This is a genomic window from Dyella sp. (genome assembly GCF_035486915.1).
Lineage (GTDB): Bacteria > Pseudomonadota > Gammaproteobacteria > Xanthomonadales > Rhodanobacteraceae > Dyella_B.
The window spans coordinates 1-16,125 of sequence record NZ_DATHMR010000133.1 but is presented as its reverse complement, the minus strand read 5'-3'; the positions used below and the strand labels follow the sequence as shown (position 1 = coordinate 16,125).

Sequence of the window (16,125 nt, the reverse complement as noted above, 5' to 3'; positions counted from 1 at the left end):
GTGTACGGGCGACACCAGGGAAGAGCATCCTTCGCACTTATGAATTTGCGCTTCAACCGCGATCGTACGCTGAACTTCGGCCATTTCCTCTGGCAGCGCTTTCTCGACGACAAGTGTTTCGAGACGGCCGGCGCGCTGTCCTACACCACGCTTGTTTCATTGGTGCCGCTGACGGTGGCGATGCTGGCGATGTTTGCGGCGTTCCCGATGTTTGAATCGCAACGCGACATGTTGGTCAATTTCGTTTTCAGCAACTTCGTCCCGACTGCAGGTGACGTGGTGCAGAACGCGCTCAATGACTTTTCGACCAATGCACGCAAGCTCACCGGCATAAGCATTCTGGTGATGCTGTTCAGTGCTGTGTCGATGATGACCAGCATCGAAGACCGCCTCAATCGCATCTGGCAGGTGCAACGTCACCGGCCTTGGGGGCCGCGCCTGTTGCTGTATTGGGCGGCATTGACGTTGGGGCCGATCCTGGTTGTAGGCGGCATCGCCGCCACGTCCTATGTGGCCGCCATTCCTGTGCTCGCCAACGCGGGACAACAGTTGGGAATCGTCCAGCAGTTGTTGAAAGGACTGCCATTTATCGTGACATTTTTCACGCTGTGGCTGATGTACACGACGGTACCCAATCGTCGAGTGAACAAAAAACATACGGCCATCGGTGCATTGCTCGGCGCGATTTTGTTCGAAGTGGCACGGTGGGGTTTCACCCACTATGTAATGCATGCGCAAAACTACCAGCAGATATATGGTGCGCTGGCGATCATTCCATTGCTGCTGCTATGGATCTATCTGTCGTGGATTATCGTGATTCTTTGTGCGTCGGTGGCGGCGTCCATTTCTGCGTTTGAATATCAGGCGCCTTGCGATGTGCTGCCGGAGGGTTCGGAGTTTCTGGGGTTGCTTGCCGTTCTGCGTCACTTCGTGGATGCCCAGCGCGCAGGCCTCAGCGTTGATGCGGTAACCATTCGTGCAGCTGAACCGAATTTGCGTAGCACGTCGATCACCGCTTATTTCGACGATCTGTCGCGCGCCGACTTGATTCGACGCAGTGAAGCAGGTGGCTGGCTGCTCTCACGCAGTTTGGATAGCACCGATCTGCTGCATGTGTATCGCCATAGTGGCTATCGCCTGCCGTTGAATCCGGTGGAGCAATTGGCGGCCTCGCACATCGAGCTTCCGCCGGAACTTCTTGCGCTGCTGACCAAACTGGCGCAGTCCCTCGACGCGACCTTGGGTGCACGGCTGGACAAGGTTTATCCTCTCCATGCTTCACCTGCTCCCCAACCCCAGGAAACTGAAACATGAAGTGGTTTTTGTCATCCTTGCTGCTGGCGGCTCTTGCGCTGGCATCCCCCGCTTATGCCGCCATGCCCGCGCAACCTTCACTCAAGGTGACGACGCTCGATGGCAAACCGTATGACTTGTCCACGCAGCGCGGTCATTGGGTCATCGTGAATTTCTGGGCGACCTGGTGCGTGCCTTGCATCAAGGAAATGCCGGACATCTCGAAGTTTGTGGCCACGCACCCGAACGTCACCGCGATCGGCATTGCCTACGACGACACGGAGGCGGCGGACATTCGCGCGTTCATGACCAAACATCCGGTGGTTTATCCCATTGCTCAGGTCACCATGGACAAGCCGTTGAAGGATTTCGACGAACCGCTGGGCCTGCCGACGACATGGCTGATTGGTCCGGATGGCAAGGTGGCCAAGCATTTCACGGGGCCGATTACCTCGGCGTTGCTGAGCGCCGCCATCGGTCATTGATGTCGTGACGGGCGCGCGTTTTCTCGTAACCGGCAAAGTGCAAGGCGTGTTCTTTCGCGCAAGCGCGCGCAATGAAGCGTTGAAACTCAGGCTTCGCGGCTATGCGAGAAATCTGCCGGATGGCCGCGTCGAAGTCGTTGCATGCGGCGACGCGGCCGCCGTGGACGAGTTGGAGCAATGGTTATGGCAGGGGCCGCCCGCTGCACGCGTCGATGACGTGGTACGTCACGAATGCGGCGAGGACGTTCCCGCGGGATTTACCGTGTCCTGATCCGACACCGTGAGTCATGTTACTCGCCGAACGCATCGGGTACCCACAGCGCTTTATCGTCGACATTCTCGTGCTTGGGCTTGCCTTTTAGCGGTTTAAGCTTGACACGCGGTATGGGCGTTTCGTGACGTGACACATGTTCCAGCAGGTGCTGAATCAGATTCACGCGCCCGCGCTTCTGATTGTTGAAGTCGACCAGAAACCACGGTGCATTGGAAGCATGAGTGCGCGCAATCATCGTGTTGCGCAGTTCGCCGAGCTCGACATATTTTGAGCGTGATGCGATGTCGACAGGCGAAAGCTTCCAGCGCTTGCGCACATCGTTGGCACGGTCGGCAAAACGCTTTTCCTGTTCTTTCTGATCGACGGTGAGCCAATACTTCAGCAGGATGATGCCGTCGTCCGTCAGCAACTTTTCAAATGCCGGCACGGCGTCGAGAAACGCTTCGTATTGCGCCTTGGTGCAAAAACCCATCAGCGGTTCAATCACGGCGCGGTTGTACCAGCTGCGATCGAACAGCACCATTTCGCCGGCAGCAGGAAGATGCGCAACGTAGCGCTGGAAATACCATTGTCCGGATTCCACTTCGTCGGGCTTGCCCAGTGCGGCGATGCGATAACCGCGCGTATCCATGCTTTCGGTGATGCGCTTGATCGTGCCGCCTTTGCCGGCTGCATCGCGACCTTCGAAGATCACTAAAAGCCGCTTGCCGGTTTCATGCAACCAGCGATTCAAACTGGCAAGCTCCAGCTGAAGCTCTTCCATACGCTTGTTGTAGTGCTTGTCCTGCTTGCTCATGGGTCTCTCCCAAAGCGACGCGTGCAGCCCAAGATTACACGTCCATATCGGTCGGCGGTCGGCCAATACGATGGCGCGCGCTGATGGCACGAACGGCCCGCCGAAAGTCTGCGGCAAATCCCCTCATGTCGAACAGTGCATTCTTCGAGCGCTGCTCAAGAAGGTGGTTGCGTACCGTCGCCAGCGCTTCCGGATCGGTGCCAAGTGCCGTCGCCATGCCGATGAAGGACACCGCATCGGCGGCGATCATTTCGGGTAGACCAAGGTGATGCAACATGCTGGTGACTGTGCGACCGACCATGGTCTCGCCCGTGCGCGTGAGCACCGGGCAGCCTGCCCACAACGCGTCCGATGCTGTGCCACGGAGGTTAATGGGCAGCGTATCCAGAAAAAGGTCTACATGCGCATAGCGCGCCAGATAGTCCTCGTACGGCATGCGCGGCATGAACACCAAACGTTCCGGCAAGATATCCAGCGCCTTGGCTGCCTGACGCAAGCGATCGTCTGCATCGGCGGGGCCGCTGAGCAACCAAAGCACGCTGTCGGGCACTTGCTGCAGGATCAACATGCAACGCGCAAAGACGGCGGGATTGATGCTGTAGGTTTCGCAAAAGCAGGCAAAGACGATGCCTGCTTCCGGCAAGCCACACTCCGCACGTGAGGGTGGCTCGGTGCTTGTGCGCGTTGGGTCGTTCGGTTGCGCACATCGTGGCAAACGGATCACTTTCTCACTGACGTGCTGGCGCAGTTCTGGCGGCAGCACGAGCGCGTCAGTCATCAGGTAGTCCGCCCAGCTGGCACCGGAACTCCCGGTATAGCCGAGCCAGTTCACTTGTACCGGCGCGGTGCGCAACGCCATCAGTTCGGAGTTGCCGCGGCCGTGATAGCCATTCAAATCGAACAGGATTTCAATCGCACTGCCATGCACAAGTTCGACGAACTGCTTACGGTTGAGTGCGGACACATCGTGAAGAGTCACCGCGGCAGACAGGCGTCGACGAATTGCGCTGCCGTCGTCTGGCGTTGTGGCGAACAGGTGGATGTCCAGATCGCTGTCGCCAAGCACCTCGATCAAAGTAACGATGTGGTGTCCTACGGCTGTTTCGTGGAAGCCGTCGGACAGCATGCCGACGCGGATCGGGCTGTCCGGCAGCGGTAGTGGGTAGCGCAGATTGAGCTGGTTGCGGAACGCGGCGACTTGTTCGTCGATCTTGTTCGCGTACGTCGTGGCGCAACGCAGCTGTTGTGCGGCATCACTCTCTTCGGCTTGAAACACAAATGGATGCACGCCGGGCTCGCCTTGGGCAACAGCACGCTTGACGCGTTCGCTGAGTCCGTCGATTCCCTTCCAGCGGCAGAGCCGGCGGCGCGTAAAAAGCAATTGACCCATGGTGGGGACCGAATTCGGCCCGCGTGCAAGCGAATCGGCGAAAGCGGCATTGGCGGCTGATAGATCGCCGGCCTCATCCAGCATCAATGCGGCCTGGAACATGTACTGCGGGTTCTTCGGCGCCAACTTGCTCGCTTGCAGCAATGCCGCCGCTGCGTCATGCGGCCGGTTCTGCATATGCATCATTTGACCGAGCATGGCGTGCGCAACGTCGAACGACGGAGCGTGTTGTAGCGCCTCTCTTACCTGTTTTTCCGCCTCTGGCATGCGACCCAGTTCCATCTCCGCTGTAGCCAGGTTGAGCCGGATAGAGGGATGTTGCGGAAGACTCTTGGCAGCCAGTGCGAACGCATCGCGCGCCTGGACAACCTGGCCGCTTGCCATGAATGCTGTGCCCAGTACCTGCAGGACCGCCGGGTGACCGGGCGCCAGAGCGAGTGCTTTTTGAAGCCGCTCGATGGCCGCGCCGGATTTGCCGTCGGCCAGTGACAGACTGGCCAGGTTGCATTGCAGTTCGATGTTGCCGGGTGCAAGTTCCGCGGCGCGATTCATCGCCAGCTGTGCGTCGCGCCGGCGGCCCAGGCGCAAAAGCGCGATGCCGTGCAAGTGAATGAGTTCTGCCGAGACGGGATACAGGCGCCGCGCACCTGCCGCCAGTTGGGCCGCTTCTTCATGGGCGTCACGCTGCAGCAGTTCATTGAGCCGTTGCAGGGTTGAAGCGATGTCGTTTGGCGGAGCGTCAGTCATTTCAGGAAACGAGTGAGAAAGTCATGGCGAGCACGGCACGAACGTCTCGAAGGACCTCACACTCGCTCCCTCACCCCGGCATATGCCGGAATGGCGGATCAGACAAGGTGACTCGATTCCCCCTACAGACGCTTCAAGAGTACCGCGCTCAAGGACTTCTTACTCGCTTTTTAACCGCCGGACAGTGATTTCAGTTCGTCTGCCTGATGTTCGCGGGCCAGGGTCGCCAAAAGGTCGTCCAGGTCGCCTTGCATGATTTCCGGCAGGCGGTACAGATCCAGGCCGATGCGGTGATCGGTGACCAGGCTGTCCTTGTAGCGATACGTGCGGATGCGTTGGCTGCGGTCGCCCGTGCCGACCTGCAAACGGCGCGACTGCGCCTGTTCGGCGGTCTGCTTGGATTGGGCTTCGTCGAGCAGCCGGGCTTTGAGCAGACTCATCGCGCGGGCCCGGTTCTTGTGCTGGCTGCGTTCGTCCTGGCATTCCACGACGATGCCGCTCGGCAGGTGGGTAATGCGGATGGCCGAGTCGGTCTTGTTGACGTGCTGACCGCCCGCGCCGGAGGCCCGGAAGGTATCGATCTTCAGGTCGGCGGGAGAAATCGCGATTTCTTCGATTTCATCCAGCTCAGGCAGCACGGCCACAGTGGCGGTGGAGGTGTGGACGCGGCCCTGCGATTCGGTCACCGGCACGCGTTTTACGCAATGCACGCCCGATTCGAACTTCAAGCGCGAGAAGGCGCCTTTGCCTTCGATGCGCGCCACGATTTCCTTGTAACCGCCGTGTTCCCCCGGATTTTCGCTGAGCACTTCGACTTGCCAGCGCTGTCGTTCGGCGAAGCGGGTGTACATGCGGAACAGGTCGCCTGCAAAGATGGCCGCTTCGTCGCCGCCGGAACCGGCGCGCACTTCGAGGAACAGGTTGGCCTCGTCGCGGGGATCTTTGGGGATCAGCAATAGTTGCAGCTCGTTGTCCAATTGCGTCGCGCGTGATTCCAGACGGCTGATGTCGTCGGCGGCCATGTCGCGTAAATCAGGATCGTCGAGCATGCTGCGCGCATCGTTGAGCTCGCGTTCGATGCGTGTCTGCTCGCGCATGGCATCGGCCACCGGCTCGATCTGTGCGTATTCGCGCGAGAGATCGCGGAAGCGATGGGTGTCAGCAAGCACGTCAGCCTGACCGAGCAGCAGACCAATCTCTTCATGGCGCTCGGCAATGGCTTCGAGTTTGCGGCGTATGGAAGGGGTCATCGACAAAAGCAGTGCCCTAAACGGAACGAGTGATAGCGGCCCATGATAACGGGCAAGTGGCGTTGCGCCTCGCTAGTTGTCGTTCGTCTCAGGCTTTTCGTCGAAACCGTACAAACGGCCGGCGGCGTGGAGCAGATCGTGATCGCCGCTCAACGTTGCTTCGCGCAGACGTGCGCTGGGGTGATGCAGCAGCTTGTTGGTCAGCGTATTGGCGAGGAACGCCAGTGCTTCGTCGGGCGATTTGCCGCGCGCAATCATCGCACGCGCTTTTTCGAGCACTTCGTCACGATACGTTTCGGCATGCAGGCGCAGGTCCACGGCGGGATTCTTCACCGTGAGCGCGCGGCGCCACGCCATGTAGCGTTCGACTTGCAGATCGATGATCGCATCGGCTTCGCGCGCGGCGTTTTCGCGTGAGCGGCGATTGTCGTCGATCACCTGACGCAGGTCGTCGATACCGTAGAGATACACGTCGTCGAGTTCGCCGACGGATGGCTCGATATCGCGCGGTACGGCGATGTCGACCATGAACATCGGTTTGCGGCGGCGCGCGGCAATTGCTTTCTCGACCATCGCGCGCGTTAGCACGGGTTGCCGCGCGGCGGTGGATGAAATCACGATGTCCGCTTCGGCAAGGTGCTGGGGCAGATCGTGCAGCGCGATGGCATAGCCGCCGTGACGGCTCGCAAGCTCCTGCGCATTTTCAAGCGTGCGATTGGCGACGATCAGGCGACGAACCTGCTTCTCGGCCAGGTGGCGTACGGCCAGCTCGATGGTGTCTCCGGCGCCGATGAGCAGCACGCAGGCCTGTCGCAAATCCGTAAAGACCCGCTCGGCCAGCCGCACCGCCGTAAACGCCACCGAAACCGTGTGCGCACCGATGCGGGTGTCCGTGCGTACACGCTTTGCCACGGCAAACGTATGTTGCAGGAGGCGGTCCATCGAGGTTTTCAGTGCATGGGCTTCGCGGGCCTGCTGGTAGGCGTCTTTCACCTGGCCGAGGATTTGCGGCTCGCCCAGCACCATCGAGTCCAGACCGGTGGCGACCCGAAACATATGCCTCACGGCCGCTTCGTCATCATGGCGATAGAGGAACTCGTCAAGCTTGCCTGGAGTCAGATGATGGTGACGATTAAGCCATTCCTGCGGCACGTTCTCGGCGCCAGCCGTTACGCTTACGTAAAGTTCGGTGCGATTGCAGGTGGAGAGGATCATCGCTTCTTCGACACCGGGCTGGATCGCCAGGTCGCGCAGCGCCGCATCTGTGGCATCTTCATCGAACGCCACCAGTTCGCGCAGGCTGACCGGCGCGGTGAGGTGGTTAAGCCCGAGGGCGATCAGCTTCATGACGAGATGCGATGGGAGTCGGCAGGCGTTGGCCGGCGTAAAATAGGCGTGGCCGGAATGACCGGGACCGTCGGATGAGATGGAGAGATAGTGTGCTGAGCGGGACGGTCAAGTTCAAGCAAGTGCGGCACTTTGTTGCTGGCGGGTTGGTTGTGCTAAGCATGGCAGGCTGCGCCTCGCTACAGGGCCGAAGCGATGTCGTATCAAGGACTTCGCCGCAACCCCTGGCGCGCGTGGACCTGCCCGCACCGGATCCGGACCACGATCTTCTTACCCAAATGTTAGCGGGTGAATTGGCGTTGTCCGACTCTGATCTCAAGGGGGCGTCGCAGGCCTATGGCAAGGCGATGGTGGTATCCAAGGACCCCGATGTCGCCGGCAAGGCCACGGCTCTGGCGATCGCGACGCATGATCCGAATGCGGCGCAAAACGCCATCAACCGCTGGCAGGCACTCGGCGCCTCGGCCTCCCAATTGGCGCAGGCACGCGCCGAACTGGCGATAGAGCAGGGCAAAACCGACGAAGCGCGCCATCAACTGTCGACGCTGCTTGCCAGCGGCGACAAAGACGCCTGGCGCATGTTCGGCCGTGTATTGATCGGCAGCCGCGATCCCGCGCTGGCGGCCAATCTGCTCGAGTCCTTGGCAACACCCGACAAGCTTCCGGCCGATCCCAAAGCATGGCTTGCCATGAGCCAGCTTGGGGAGCAGTTGGGGCGTCACGTCTACGCGCAGCAGATCGCCGACGGAGCGATGAAGCGTTTTGGCACGGCCGAAACGTACGCATGGGCGGCGCAGTTGAAGCTCGACAATGGCGATAAGACCGGCGGTCTCACGCTTTTGCGCGAAGCGCAGGGGAGGGACCCCACCAACATAGGGCTACGTATAACGTATGCCTCACTGCTTGGTCAGAGCGGCCAATATGCACAGGCAACGCAATTGCTGGAAAAAGGTCCGCAGAACGCGCAGACCTATGCGATGCGGGCGGCACTGGCGGCGAATGCCAAGGACGATAAAACGCTCGCGGAAGTCTACAAGCAGCTAACGCAAGCGCCCGCCAATGTGCGCGATTCCAGCGCTTATTTGCTCGGTCAGCTCGCCGAAGTACTCGATCGCAAGGAAGAGGCGCTGAAGTGGTACGACCAGGTTCCCGATGACGACGATCACGCGTTCGATGCCGATCTTCGCAGCGCGATCCTGCTGCAATCGTTGGGGCGTAGCGCTGAAGCGCATCAACAATTGGCGGAAATGCAGACCGATTACCTGGATCAACCGGCGCAATTGCGGCGTGCTTACGAGGTAGACGCCGATCTGTACATGCGTGAAAAACGCCACTCGGAAGCGATCAACGCATACACGCATGCGTTGCAGGTTGTGCCGGACGATCCGGATCTTCTCTATGGTCGTGGCCTGGCCTACGCCGAGATGGGCAAGATCGATTTGGCGGTCGGCGATTTCCGTCGCCTGCTGCAAATCAAGCCCAACGATATCGACGCCAGCAATGCGCTGGGTTTCACGCTTGCCGATGCCAACCGTGACTTGCCCGAAGCCGAGAAATTGATCTCCATGGCGCGTGCGGCAAAACCGAACGATCCTTCCATCGCTGACTCGTGGGGTTGGCTGCAATATCGGCTTGGTCATTTGAATCAGGCCGCGGAAGTGCTTCGCAGTGCGTGGCAGAGCGGCAAAGACGCCGATGTCGGCGTACACCTTGGTGAAGTACTCTGGAAAGAAGGGCAACACGAACAGGCGCAACACATCTTCGATGAAGTGCGACGCATCGATCCGCATAACGCCAACCTTCAAGAAACCATCAAGCGCCTTCAACCATGAAATATTCCCTTCGTTTTCTTGTAGCGGTTGCGCCGCTGCTGTTGGCTGCGTGCGTGCCGCAACAGGTTGTTCGAAACAAAGGCGATCCGGCGTCGATCGCACAACAGGAAGCTCGGGAGCAGCAGTTGGCCAGCGCAAATCACTGGACGTTGGTGGGGCGCTTGGTGGTGTCGACGGGCAATGATGCGAATGGCGGTAACCTGACGTGGATGCAAAATGGCGATCACTATGAGTTCGAGTTGCGTGCCCCGATCACCGGAAAGAGCTTTCGCCTCTCCGGTGGACCGGATGGTGCCGTGTTAGAAGGCATGAATGGTGGTCCGCAGCGCGGCCCGAATGCCGAGGCGCTGATGCAACGAACGCTGGGCTGGGATGTGCCACTGGACGAGCTTCGCGCATGGGTGCTCGGCGTGCGCGCGGGCGGTTCGAACGCCGACATGAGCTTCGGCAACGATCATCTGCTTTCGATGCTGCAGCAGGATGGCTGGAGTGTCAGCTACATCACGTGGGACGCCACGCAGAAACCACCCTTGCCAACCTTGATCCGCGCTCAGAAGTCTCCTTTCATGGTGAAGCTTGTCGTCCAGTCGTGGAATTTGCAGTGACGCGTGCCGATGCTTCGCTGCTCGTCATTTTCGCGCACTAACAGGCTGCGATCGCATCCATGTCATTCCAAATCGAACGAGCTGCTCCGAACCAAGTCGATGCCATCTGTGCCATCGAGCGCAAGGCTGTGCAGATGTTTCGCGATCATCCTGCGTGGCCGTTTTACGCAGCGCTGTCGATTCCGCCGGAAATGCTTCAGGAAGCGATCCAGCGTGGACTTGTTTGGGTCGCGCTGGTTGCCGAAAGTGACGATCCCGTCGGTTTTGTCTGGTTGGACACCGAGCATGGCGGCGATGTCATCGGCATCGCTGAAATCGATGTGCTGCCTGCCTATAGCAAGCGAGGTATCGGTGCGGCCTTGTTGGAGCGTGCGTGCGAGTGGGCGAGGTCGGCGGGTTATCGCCGCGTCGATCTGGGCACGCTCGCGGATGTGCCGTGGAACGCGCCGTTCTACGCAAAGCACGGCTTTGTCGCTGTCGAAAAACGAGATCCACGATTTGCGTATGCGCGTGATAGAGATCATGAGAACGGGTTTCCGGATGCGTTGCGCGTCTTCATGACGCGCCAATTGTCGCCGCCTGCAGCGCATGAGTGGACCATTTGGCCAGCGCCCGCGAAGCTGAATCTGTTTTTGCGAAGAATTGGTGAGTACGAGGACGGTCATGACGAATGGCAGAGCGTCGTGCGTTTGCTCGATTGGAGCGACGAGATTCGGTTGCGTGCGCGTGGTGAGGATCAGATTCGTTTGACATGTTCTGATGAAAAAGAACATGACTTGATTGTTCGTGCTGCAGCATTATTGCGCGCACATACGGACATTCACGCGGGCGTTGATATCGAAGTCGAGCCGCGTATTCCGCACCATATCGGGCTGGGAGATGAGAGTTCAGTAGCCGCCACGGTGCTAGTGGGGCTCAATTACCTCTGGAAGTGCGGCCTCGATACAAACGAGTTGGTAGAACTTGGCAGAGCGCTGGGCAACGACGTGCCCGTATTCGTGCGCGGACGCTCCGCATGGATGACAGGTGCGGGCGATCGCATCAAATCGATCACCTTGCCCAAGCGTTGGTATGTCGTACTTGACTCACACGCAAACGTGTCAACTGGCGAATTATTTCAAGCAACTGAATTGACACGCATTGCGCCCCCGGCGACAATTTCATCCTTTGCTTCCGGCGAAACGTTGGAAAACGTGTTCGAGCCCATTGTTCGCGAGCGCTACCCTCGGGTCGCCGCCGCCCTCGATTGGCTCGGCAGTCACGGCCACGCGCGGCTCTCCGGCAGCAGTGGTTGTGTTTTCCTCGAAACGACAACTCCCGAGCGGGCCGAGGCCGTCGTAAGACGCGCCCCAGCCGAGTTCACAGCCTGGGTGGCTGAGGGCGTCGGGGTGTCACCGTTGCATCGGGCGCTGTCGCGCCATGGTGCGACGGATTGATTAGGAAGCAAACTACAACGAGTAACACTGGGGCGTCGCCAAGCTGGTTAAGGCACGGGATTTTGATTCCCGCATGCGTAGGTTCGAATCCTACCGCCCCAGCCATTCATCAAATGGCTAGTTTCTGAGGAAACAACCGTGGATACGTCCAGCCCGATGCTCTTTACCGGCAACGCTCACCGTGCTTTGGCCGAAGATGTTGCTCATCGATTGGGCGTGCCGCTGGGCAAAGCGCTCGTCGGCAAGTTCAGCGACGGCGAAGTGCAGATCGAGATCGAAGAGAACGTCCGCCGCCAGGAGGTGTTCGTCCTGCAGCCCACGGGCGCGCCCAGTGCGGAGAATCTGTTCGAGCTGCTGGCCCTGGCCGATGCATTGAAGCGCGCCTCGGCAGCCAGCGTCACGGCGGTCATTCCTTATTTTGGCTACGCCCGTCAGGACCGCCGCCCGCGGTCCGCGCGCGTGCCGATCACGGCCAAGCTGGTGGCCAAGTTGATTGGCAAGGCCGGCGTCGATCGCGTGCTCACCGTCGACCTGCATGCCGACCAGATCCAGGGCTTTTTCGATGTGCCGGTCGACAACGTGTACGCCTCGCCGATCCTGCTGGCCGACATCTGGCGCAACTACAGCATGGACGATGTGATCGTCGTCAGTCCGGACGTCGGCGGCGTGGTGCGCGCTCGCGCCATCGCCAAGCGACTGGACGATGCCGATCTGGCCATCATCGATAAGCGCCGTCCGAAGGCCAACGTCGCCACGGTGATGAACATCATCGGTGAAGTCGAGGGCAAGACCTGCGTGATGGTGGATGACATCGTCGACACCGCCGGCACACTCTGCGCCGCTGCTGTGGCCCTCAAGGAGCGCGGCGCCCGCAAGGTGGTTGCTTACTGCGTGCATCCGGTGCTCTCCGGTGCTGCCATCCGCAATATCGAAGGCTCCCAGCTCGACCAGCTTGTCGTCACCAATACCCTTCCGTTGCGCGATGACGCCAAGGGCTGCGCCAAGATCCGCCAGCTGTCAGTGGCTGAACTGCTGGCGGAGACGATCCGCCGTATTGCTTTCGGCGAGTCGGTCAGCTCGCTCTATATCGACTGATTCTGCGTTCCCCTCCTTCTGTCTGAGGAGGAGAGCTTGGTCATGCGTTCTCTCTCCCTCCGGGAGAGGGTGCCGGCAGGTAGGTGAGGGTACGCTCGGAGTGGAAAATCCAACTTCGCGGGAACCCCGAACCCTCACCTCAACCCCGAACCCTCACCCCAGCCCCTCTCCCGAGGGGAGAGGGGTTAAAGCCGCCAGCCTCGGCCCCATGCGGCATTTTCTTGTATACTTGAACACTTTTCCGTCCGCGCGAGCGGGCAATCGGGCTCTTCTGGTCGCGGGAGAGTCAATTCAGTCGCCGCGAGGCGGCTTTCCAAACCAAGGCAATACTGACATGGCTAAGACTCATGAGATTCTGGCTCAGAGCCGTAAGGACCAGGGGAAAGGTGCGAGCCGCCGCCTGCGTCGTACGGCATTTGTGCCAGCCGTCGTTTACGGTGCGGGTGCCGCTCCGGAGAACATCCAGATCGAGCACAACACCATTCTGCTCGCCGCCAAGCACGAGTGGTTCTTCTCCTCGGTGCTCGACCTCAACGTCGACGGCAAGACCCAGAAGGTGCTGGTGCGTGACTGGCAGAAGCATCCGTTCAAGCAGCAGATGCTGCACATGGACTTCCTGCGCATCAACGAGAACGAAGCGATCCGCGTGAATGTGCCGATCCACTTCCTCAACCAGGACAAGTCCCCGGCCGGCAAGACGGCTGGCGTGGTCATCTCGCACAACCTCAACGAAGTGGAAGTGTCCTGCTTGCCGAAGGATCTGCCGGAGTTCATCGAACTCGATCTGGTCGATCTGAAGCCGGGCGACCTCATCCACTTGTCCGAGCTCAAGCTGCCGGCAAACGTGGAAATCGTTGCGCTGCATCTGGGTGCGGATCACGACGTTCCGGTGGTCACCGCTGTGACCGTGCAGGAAGAAGTCGACGAAGCACCGGCTGCCGAAGGTGTCGAAGGTGAAGCCGCCAAGGCGGCCGCCGACGCTGCTGCGGCTCCCGCCAAGGACACCAAGAAGTAAGCCGCTGCGTCTCGCGCCTCCTTACGGGGCGCGAGACGCATGGCACGCTTGGGCCTATGGCAGGCTTGCGACTCATTGTCGGGCTGGGCAACCCCGGTGCCGAATACCTCAGAACCCGGCACAACGCCGGGTTCTGGTTTGTTGACGCCTTGGCAAACCATCAGGGCGAACGTTTCGGACTCGACGGCAAGCTGCACGGCGAGACGTGCAAAGTGCGCATCGGTGGCGAACCGGTGTGGCTGCTCAAACCCGCCACGTTCATGAACAAGAGCGGCATCGCGGTCGCATCCGCGCTGCGCTACTACAAGATCGAACCAGAGGAATGCTTGATCGCGCACGACGATCTGGATCTTTCCGTTGGAACCGTGCGTATGAAGTTCGATGGTGGACACGGCGGCCAGAACGGCCTGCGCGACATCATCGCTCATCTGGGGCACGGCAAATTTCATCGCTTGCGGATCGGTATTGGCCATCCGGGGCACCGCGATCAGGTCACGCCTTGGGTGCTGGGTCGTCCTTCCGTCAAAGACGAAGACGCCATGATCGAGGGTGTGGCGCGCGCACTGGATGTGTTGCCGCTGGCGGTCGACGGACAGTTCGACAAGGCGATGCAACAACTTCACACAAGCAAGGAATAGTAGGCGCAGACGTTGATTGCATCGCGCGCCGCCTTACTATTCTCCTTTCACGATTTTCGCTTACCTCTTTCGGATTCACATCATGGGCATCAAATGCGGCATCGTCGGCTTACCTAACGTCGGCAAATCCACGTTGTTCAACGCGTTGACCAAGGCGGGTATTGCTGCGGCGAACTTCCCGTTCTGCACGATCGAGCCGAACGTGGGCGTGGTGCCAGTGCCGGACCCGCGTCTGAATGAGCTTGCCGACATCGTGAAGCCGCAGAAGCTGGTGCCGACGGCCGTGGAATTCGTCGATATCGCCGGTCTCGTTGCAGGTGCGTCGAAGGGTGAAGGTCTCGGCAACAAATTCCTCTCGCACATCCGCGAAGTGGATGCGATTGCGCATGTCGTTCGCTGCTTCGAGCACACCGACATCATTCACGTTGCCGGCAAGGTCGACCCCATCGCCGACATCGAAACCATCGATACCGAATTGGCGTTGGCGGATCTGGACTCGGTCGAAAAGGCGCTCAATCGCGCTGAGCGTGCTGCGAAAGCTAACGACAAGGAGGCGATGGCGAAGAAGCCGGTTCTGCAGAAGCTTGCTGCCGGTCTCAACGAAGGCAAATCCGCGCGTAGCCTTGGCCTGGATGATGAAGAAAAGGCGCTCATACGCGATCTTTTTCTGTTGACGCTCAAACCGCTGATGTACATCGCCAACGTGCGCGAAGATGGTTTCGAAAATAATCCGCATCTGGATGCCGTGCGCAAGCGCGCAGTGGCCGAGGGTGCCGAGGTGGTGCCGGTTTGCGCAGCGATCGAAGAAGAGCTTTCCCAGCTCGACGACGCCGATCGCGACGAATTTCTCAAGGATCTTGGCCTGGAAGAGCCGGGTCTCAATCGCGTGATTCGCGCGGGCTATAAGTTGCTTGGCTTGCAGACGTACTTCACCGCCGGCGTCAAGGAAGTGCGTGCGTGGACGGTGAAGGCCGGTTCCACGGCGCCGCAAGCCGCAGGCGTGATTCATACCGATTTCGAGCGTGGATTCATCCGCGCCGAAACAGTCGCTTACAGCGATTTCATCCAATACAAGGGCGAGTCAGGTGCCGCTGCGGCCGGTCGTCTTCGCAAGGAAGGCAAAGACTACATCGTCAAAGAAGGCGACGTATTGCACTTCCTCTTCAATGTTTGAGCAATTGCCAAGCTGATCGCTAAAAAAGCCCCGCAAAAATGGGGCTTTTTCGTGCGACGATATCGGCGACGTTGCCGCCAATCAGTCATATGTCCAAGCCGACATTGCGCATGCGCCTCGCACGCCCGGACGATGCACGGGAGATCGGCCTGTTGATACGTCGCCTCGTTCGGCGCTGGATCGTTCCGGATCAACCACTTCATGTTGGAAAGGAACTGCTTGCGCGCAGCAGGGCTGGGTCATTGCGCGAGAAAATCATCGAAGGACAGCGCTTTCATCTCGCCTATATCGACAATGTACTGGTCGGTGTGTCGGCGATGCGCGACGACTCGCATCTGGTCCAGTATTTCGTAAGCACGCGCTTTCAGGGGTTTGGCATAGGGCGTCGTCTGTGGGAGCGCACAATGCGCGATGCGATACGTCGAGCAGGTACGCGCCGCTTCACCCTCAACGCAACGCGTTGCGCCGTGCCCGTTTATCTGCGCCTCGGTTTTCGTGCGATCGGGCCCGAACAACCCTCGCCAATGGGGGTGCTGACGACGCCGATGGTGCTGACGTTGTCGTCCAGGCAACGTAAGAGCGCATAATGCCCGCCCTTGGATTCGCTGCTCGCATTTTGGAGATCGCATGTCAGGCCAGCAACACGAAGTGACGTTCCGCTTTATGGCGCAGCCCACCGACGTGAATTTCGGCGGAAAAGTGCACGGCGGCATGGTGATGAAGTGGATCGATCAGGCCGGTTATGCGT

15 protein-coding genes, 1 tRNA gene and 1 pseudogene are annotated in these 16,125 nt (G+C 59.7%); 13 read left to right on the top strand and 4 right to left on the bottom strand.

Going from position 1 to position 16,125, the window contains the following annotated elements:
• The first annotated feature begins 39 nt into the window (after positions 1-39).
• Genes VK725_RS10535 through VK725_RS10525 form a run of 3 tightly spaced genes read left to right on the top strand, consistent with a single transcriptional unit; the run spans position 40 to position 2,049 of the window.
• Positions 40-1,314: a YihY family inner membrane protein gene (locus VK725_RS10535; protein WP_325318006.1), complete on the top strand. Its 1,275-nt coding sequence runs from the start codon at positions 40-42 to the stop codon at positions 1,312-1,314.
• A complete protein-coding gene (locus tag VK725_RS10530) occupies positions 1,311-1,778 on the top strand; it encodes a TlpA disulfide reductase family protein (protein WP_325318005.1) in 468 nt (155 codons plus the stop codon). Before VK725_RS10535 ends, VK725_RS10530 begins: the two co-directional genes overlap by 4 nt.
• A gap of 4 nt (positions 1,779-1,782) precedes the next feature.
• Positions 1,783-2,049: an acylphosphatase gene (locus VK725_RS10525; RefSeq protein WP_325318004.1), complete on the top strand. Its 267-nt coding sequence runs from the start codon at positions 1,783-1,785 to the stop codon at positions 2,047-2,049.
• A 19-nt stretch (positions 2,050-2,068) separates the two neighbouring features.
• Here VK725_RS10525 and ppk2 read toward each other — a convergent pair whose 3' ends face one another.
• From ppk2 to hemA, 4 genes are all read right to left on the bottom strand, one after another.
• Complete coding sequence (gene ppk2, locus VK725_RS10520) at positions 2,069-2,848, bottom strand: polyphosphate kinase 2 (protein WP_325318003.1); 780 nt, start codon at positions 2,846-2,848, stop codon at positions 2,069-2,071.
• A gap of 34 nt (positions 2,849-2,882) precedes the next feature.
• Positions 2,883-4,985, bottom strand: coding sequence for a tetratricopeptide repeat protein (locus VK725_RS10515; RefSeq protein ID WP_325318002.1), 2,103 nt, complete (start codon positions 4,983-4,985; stop codon positions 2,883-2,885).
• A gap of 170 nt (positions 4,986-5,155) precedes the next feature.
• Positions 5,156-6,235, bottom strand: a complete 1,080-nt coding sequence (prfA, locus tag VK725_RS10510) for a peptide chain release factor 1 (protein ID WP_325318001.1) — start codon at positions 6,233-6,235, stop codon at positions 5,156-5,158.
• 72 nt (positions 6,236-6,307) lie between these two features.
• On the bottom strand, positions 6,308-7,582 hold the full coding sequence (gene hemA / locus VK725_RS10505) for a glutamyl-tRNA reductase (protein ID WP_325318000.1): 1,275 nt from the start codon (positions 7,580-7,582) through the stop codon (positions 6,308-6,310).
• Positions 7,583-7,656: 74 nt separating this feature from the next.
• Here hemA and VK725_RS10500 point away from each other — a divergent pair, with 74 nt between their 5' ends.
• The 10 genes and pseudogenes from VK725_RS10500 to VK725_RS10455 form a co-directional block, all read left to right on the top strand.
• Entirely contained in the window at positions 7,657-9,414 is a 1,758-nt protein-coding gene (locus VK725_RS10500) for a tetratricopeptide repeat protein (protein WP_414648483.1), read from the top strand.
• Complete coding sequence (gene lolB / locus VK725_RS10495) at positions 9,411-10,019, top strand: lipoprotein insertase outer membrane protein LolB (RefSeq protein WP_325317999.1); 609 nt, start codon at positions 9,411-9,413, stop codon at positions 10,017-10,019. The genes VK725_RS10500 and lolB overlap by 4 nt, the downstream gene beginning before the upstream one ends.
• A gap of 59 nt (positions 10,020-10,078) precedes the next feature.
• Positions 10,079-11,455: a 4-(cytidine 5'-diphospho)-2-C-methyl-D-erythritol kinase gene (gene ispE / locus VK725_RS10490; protein ID WP_325317998.1), complete on the top strand. Its 1,377-nt coding sequence runs from the start codon at positions 10,079-10,081 to the stop codon at positions 11,453-11,455.
• A gap of 28 nt (positions 11,456-11,483) precedes the next feature.
• Positions 11,484-11,560, top strand: a tRNA-Gln gene (locus VK725_RS10485).
• A 51-nt stretch (positions 11,561-11,611) separates the two neighbouring features.
• The gene (locus tag VK725_RS10480; RefSeq protein ID WP_325318038.1) at positions 11,612-12,550 is read left to right on the top strand and encodes a ribose-phosphate diphosphokinase; all 939 of its coding nucleotides are present in this window, start codon (positions 11,612-11,614) and stop codon (positions 12,548-12,550) included.
• A 334-nt stretch (positions 12,551-12,884) separates the two neighbouring features.
• A complete protein-coding gene (locus tag VK725_RS10475; RefSeq protein ID WP_325317997.1) occupies positions 12,885-13,565 on the top strand; it encodes a 50S ribosomal protein L25/general stress protein Ctc in 681 nt (226 codons plus the stop codon).
• A 56-nt stretch (positions 13,566-13,621) separates the two neighbouring features.
• The gene (pth, locus tag VK725_RS10470) at positions 13,622-14,203 is read left to right on the top strand and encodes an aminoacyl-tRNA hydrolase (protein ID WP_325317996.1); all 582 of its coding nucleotides are present in this window, start codon (positions 13,622-13,624) and stop codon (positions 14,201-14,203) included.
• 82 nt (positions 14,204-14,285) lie between these two features.
• Positions 14,286-15,377, top strand: a complete 1,092-nt coding sequence (ychF, locus tag VK725_RS10465) for a redox-regulated ATPase YchF (RefSeq protein WP_325317995.1) — start codon at positions 14,286-14,288, stop codon at positions 15,375-15,377.
• Between the two features lie 89 nt (positions 15,378-15,466).
• Entirely contained in the window at positions 15,467-15,964 is a 498-nt protein-coding gene (locus VK725_RS10460) for a GNAT family N-acetyltransferase (RefSeq protein WP_325317994.1), read from the top strand.
• A gap of 40 nt (positions 15,965-16,004) precedes the next feature.
• Positions 16,005-16,125 (top strand): annotated as a pseudogene (locus VK725_RS10455) (acyl-CoA thioesterase); the annotation flags it as partial.

Bases quoted from the DNA above. Each gene is read 5' to 3' on its own strand.
- VK725_RS10500 (WP_414648483.1), top strand. From the start codon at position 7,657: ATGAGATGGAGAGATAGTGTGCTGAGCGGGACGGTCAAGTTCAAGCAA.
- VK725_RS10475 (WP_325317997.1), top strand. From the start codon at position 12,885: ATGGCTAAGACTCATGAGATTCTGGCTCAGAGCCGTAAGGACCAGGGG.
- hemA (WP_325318000.1), bottom strand. From the start codon at position 7,582: ATGAAGCTGATCGCCCTCGGGCTTAACCACCTCACCGCGCCGGTCAGC.
- VK725_RS10460 (WP_325317994.1), top strand. From the start codon at position 15,467: ATGTCCAAGCCGACATTGCGCATGCGCCTCGCACGCCCGGACGATGCA.
- VK725_RS10530 (WP_325318005.1), top strand. From the start codon at position 1,311: ATGAAGTGGTTTTTGTCATCCTTGCTGCTGGCGGCTCTTGCGCTGGCA.
- ispE (WP_325317998.1), top strand. From the start codon at position 10,079: ATGTCATTCCAAATCGAACGAGCTGCTCCGAACCAAGTCGATGCCATC.
- VK725_RS10535 (WP_325318006.1), top strand. From the start codon at position 40: ATGAATTTGCGCTTCAACCGCGATCGTACGCTGAACTTCGGCCATTTC.
- VK725_RS10480 (WP_325318038.1), top strand. From the start codon at position 11,612: ATGCTCTTTACCGGCAACGCTCACCGTGCTTTGGCCGAAGATGTTGCT.
- ppk2 (WP_325318003.1), bottom strand. From the start codon at position 2,848: ATGAGCAAGCAGGACAAGCACTACAACAAGCGTATGGAAGAGCTTCAG.
- lolB (WP_325317999.1), top strand. From the start codon at position 9,411: ATGAAATATTCCCTTCGTTTTCTTGTAGCGGTTGCGCCGCTGCTGTTG.
- ychF (WP_325317995.1), top strand. From the start codon at position 14,286: ATGGGCATCAAATGCGGCATCGTCGGCTTACCTAACGTCGGCAAATCC.
- VK725_RS10515 (WP_325318002.1), bottom strand. From the start codon at position 4,985: ATGACTGACGCTCCGCCAAACGACATCGCTTCAACCCTGCAACGGCTC.
- prfA (WP_325318001.1), bottom strand. From the start codon at position 6,235: ATGACCCCTTCCATACGCCGCAAACTCGAAGCCATTGCCGAGCGCCAT.
- pth (WP_325317996.1), top strand. From the start codon at position 13,622: ATGGCAGGCTTGCGACTCATTGTCGGGCTGGGCAACCCCGGTGCCGAA.